The 3,990-nt window shown below is 40.6% G+C and carries 1 protein-coding gene; it reads left to right on the forward strand.

Translation table 11 applies throughout. The features are described from left to right. On the forward strand, window positions 1-3,769 hold a 3,769-nt coding region (locus tag B9N65_RS10695; RefSeq protein WP_219336885.1), incomplete at its 5' end, for an Ig-like domain-containing protein. Window positions 3,770-3,990 lie beyond the last annotated feature (221 nt).

The raw sequence follows: 3,990 nt of genomic DNA on the forward strand, positions 1-3,990 counted from the left end.
TAAACCTGGTAATAACCCAGTAGTTGCTGAGATAGTTAATCCTAATAATCCATCTAACCCAAGCGAGCCAGCTATTGGTAATATAGATGAAGATCATGAAGTAAATATTGATCTAACTCCAAAGGCTGACGGCACAGTTGATGTGGTGCCTCACGACAATGACGCAACTAAGGTTGAAATTTCATACACAGATAATGGCGGCAACACGCAAACTATAACCGTGGTCAAAAATCCAAGTGCTGGTTGGGTCGTAGATAGCACCCCTGGCAAGACGACAGCTCCAACAGGTGCTTTCAAACTTGATCCACATAGTGGCAAGGTCACTATCAGCGACGATGCGACAAAAGACAACACTCCAGTGACTGCAAAGGCTACTGATGGCGCTGGCAACACAGCCACAGGCGAGACTACTTCTCCAGATAAATTTACTATCAAATTTAATGATGATGCAGATGGTAACGGCACTATCACAAGAGGTGAGAACTATGCTGAGGATGGCGCAAAAGCTACTGCAACTATCAGCATACCAAACCTTGCAAAGGATGGCAGCAAGATCCACGTTATAGGCACTGGCATAAATGACTATTACACAGTTCATAAAGATGCTAGTGGCAACGTTACAAGCGTTATAGATACAAAAGGAAACAATGTATTTGACGGCGATAATGGCATAAAGGTTAGCTATGACTATAACCACTATCAAACAGCCCTCGGAAATTCAGCTAGTATCACAGCTGAGCTAGAAGGCACAAGCCTTAAAGCTACTTCAAGTGTTAAATTTGAAAATGTTGGCAAGGCTGAAGTTAAATTTGTTGAGCTTGATGAGCATGGCAATGTTTTAAATGAAAAATCAGATCAAATAACAAACCAAAATAGAAATACAGCTATGCTAGATGGTGATATCAACCACACCACAGCACGCATCTCACTACCTGAGAATGTTCAAGACGGCGATGTCGTAACTGTAAAATATGGATATGGACCAGATGCAGCCTCTCTTGCAAAAACAGGTGGCATAGATACAACTGCTTATAAATATTTCTTAGTTCATAAAGCAGCTGATGGCTCTATGACGGTTGATCAGATCACTTCAGCTGATGATAAGACACCTATAAAAGCTGGTCTTACATCTACAAATGGTGCTGGCGAGAAATTTGGTATAGATATCCACGATATGCCAACAACCACCTATAATCTTACACACTCACGTGGTATAGAAGTGAGTATAAAAGGTGATGATCATGCAGATAAATCTAACGGAAATACATGGATATTTAGAGATAGCATGGAGGCTCCGAAGGTTGAATTTATAGAAGGCAACAAAGTTTATAATCCAAGTGTTTCAGGAAGTGGCTCAGGCGCACTAAATGCTGGTATAAGCGTAGCTGACGCTATAAAAGACGGCGATATCAGCCACACTACAGCTCGCATAACATTGCCAAAAGTGTTCTCGGACGGCGATAAACTAACAGTTGCTGTAACTGACTACAACAAAATTTATGCTGACACTGGTGTAAAACAATACCCAGCAAATAACCCAGAGCCAACATTTGTTAAGGCATTTATCATTCACAAAGCAGCTGACGGCACTGTGACTTTTGACGAGGTCGATGCAGCTGGCAATGTCATACATGCAGGCATCCCAGCGCTAAATAATAACGCTATCGAAATAACTGGCGTGCCACTATATAATATGTATGAAAATGGCGTTTTGAAGTCAGATTATGTACATGCAACTGGTGTTGATGCGACTATCACAGACCACCTTAACCTAAATGGTAATGATAGTGGAAGCAATTTAAGTTTTGCATTCTTAGCGAATGTAAATGTTGTCACTATCACAGAGGTGATCGACGACGTTGCAGGCGGTATAGATCACGGCAATGTCAAAGATAATGACGTAGTAGTAAATGGCGTAACTAAAAAAGGACTAACAAATGACAGTACTCCGACATTTAAAGGCAAGGCGGACCCTAATTCGGTAGTAGAGCTATATGATGGCACGACTAAGATAGGCAGCAGCAAAGCTGATGATTATGGCAACTGGTCTATCACTCCGGTCACTCCACTTGGTGAAGGCGCTCATAGTATCACAGCTTCATCTCCAGCCACAAATGCGATCAAGGCCTCTGACCCAGCTACTATAACAGTAGATACAAGCACTAAGGTTACATTTGATAGCGTTACAGATGATGTTGCAGGTGGCGTTGTAAATGGTAATGTCAAGGGCAATGATGTGACAGTCGATGGCAAAACACTAAAAGGCCTAACAAACGACAACACACCAACTCTATCAGGCAAGGCAGAGGCTGGCTCAACTGTAGAGATCTTTGATGGTACAAACAAGATCGGTCAGGTAGAGGCAAAAGCTGATGGTTCTTGGAAATTTGAAGTAAGCACTCCGCTTAGCGACGGAGAGCATGAGCTTAAAGTAAAAACTACTGACAAAGCTGGCAACACAGCCGAGGCTGATCCGGTAACCATAACTGTTGATACGAAAGTGACAAATTTAAAAGTCGAATGGATAGATGATCTCAACAATGATGGTAAATTTAGCTGGAGTGAGAATTTAAATCCTGAGCACGCAGGACGTATAGCTTGGAAAGCATATCTTCCAAACGACGGCACGGTTAAAGTTGGTGACATTATGCACTATATGTGGGGTGGACCAGGTGCTACTGGTGAGCTAACTTATACTATAAAAGCCGAAGATATAGCAAAAGGCTATGTAGGCTTTGTAAAACAAAATATGATTCAAGGAACATGGGAGCATATTCCTTTTGGCAAGGACTCTTATGGTAAAGTTTTTGAAGCTTGGGCATACCTAACAGACGCTGCTGGCAACAAAGGATCAACAGGCAAAGATGAGATAGTCTTTGACTTTAGTGATGCACCTACTCATATAAATGCTAGCGCTATTTATGGCACAAACAGAACAGGCTTGTTACTTGATGACAATCCAAAAAGCGCAAGCGCTGTTAATATCGAAGCACAAGGTAAAGCAGTAGAGCTAGATGTTAAAACATTCACTCATAGAGCAGATGTGAAACTAGGTGATGGTGACGATATAGTAACAGTGTATAAGAGCGGCGGTGTTTGGGGTGACATGGTAGAAGACTCAAAACTAAATTTAGACAATGGAGATAATATCTTAAAAGTAGAGACAAATATCGATAGAGCATCAGTAATTGCTGGAGATGGTTATGACAACGTCAAAGTCGATGGATATATAACAAATCGCTCTTATGTAAATTTGGGCGATGGCAACAATAAGTTAACGGTTGGTACCAATATAGACCATAGTACTGTAGAAACGGGAAGTGGAAACGACACCGTTGTAGTTGGTAACTATATTCATAATTCTACTATAAAGCTAGGCGCAGGCGATGACTCATTAACGATTGCAAAGTCAGATATGCAAGGCAATGATATAGATGGTGGCACTGGTTATGACAAATTAGCTATCACAAATCCAGGAACATCTATAAATTTAGATAGCATCGCAGATCATGCACATAACTTTGAGGAGCTTAATATCTCTAACAAGAGCCAAAATACTACTTTAAGCGTAAAACTAAGTGATGTCATAAGCTTAACAGATGGTGATAATACGCTAAAAATAACAGCTGATGCTGGAGATAAAGTAGAATTTAAAGATGCTGGCTGGCAAAAGGGTGCATCAACTGACGGCTATACCGCATATACAAATGATACTAGCGGAACAACTGTTACTGTTGAGATCAAGGACGAAGTAACACAGCCTATGTAATCATAGATGTAAATTTGCTATCAAAGTGGTGGCGTTAAATCAAACGGAGAGCAAGGAAGCTCTCCAATTTTATGTATCAGAAATAAAATTTAAATTTGTAAAATATTTTGCAATTATTTCAACTATCTTTAAGCATCCCTCATATATAATTCCAGCTCACGAAACGAGAAACCACCTTTAACTTCACCGTTAATAAAGCCTTTTCTTTTTATCGTTGTTCT

Source organism: Campylobacter concisus, from assembly GCF_002165815.1.
GTDB classification, from domain to species: domain Bacteria; phylum Campylobacterota; class Campylobacteria; order Campylobacterales; family Campylobacteraceae; genus Campylobacter_A; species Campylobacter_A concisus_BH.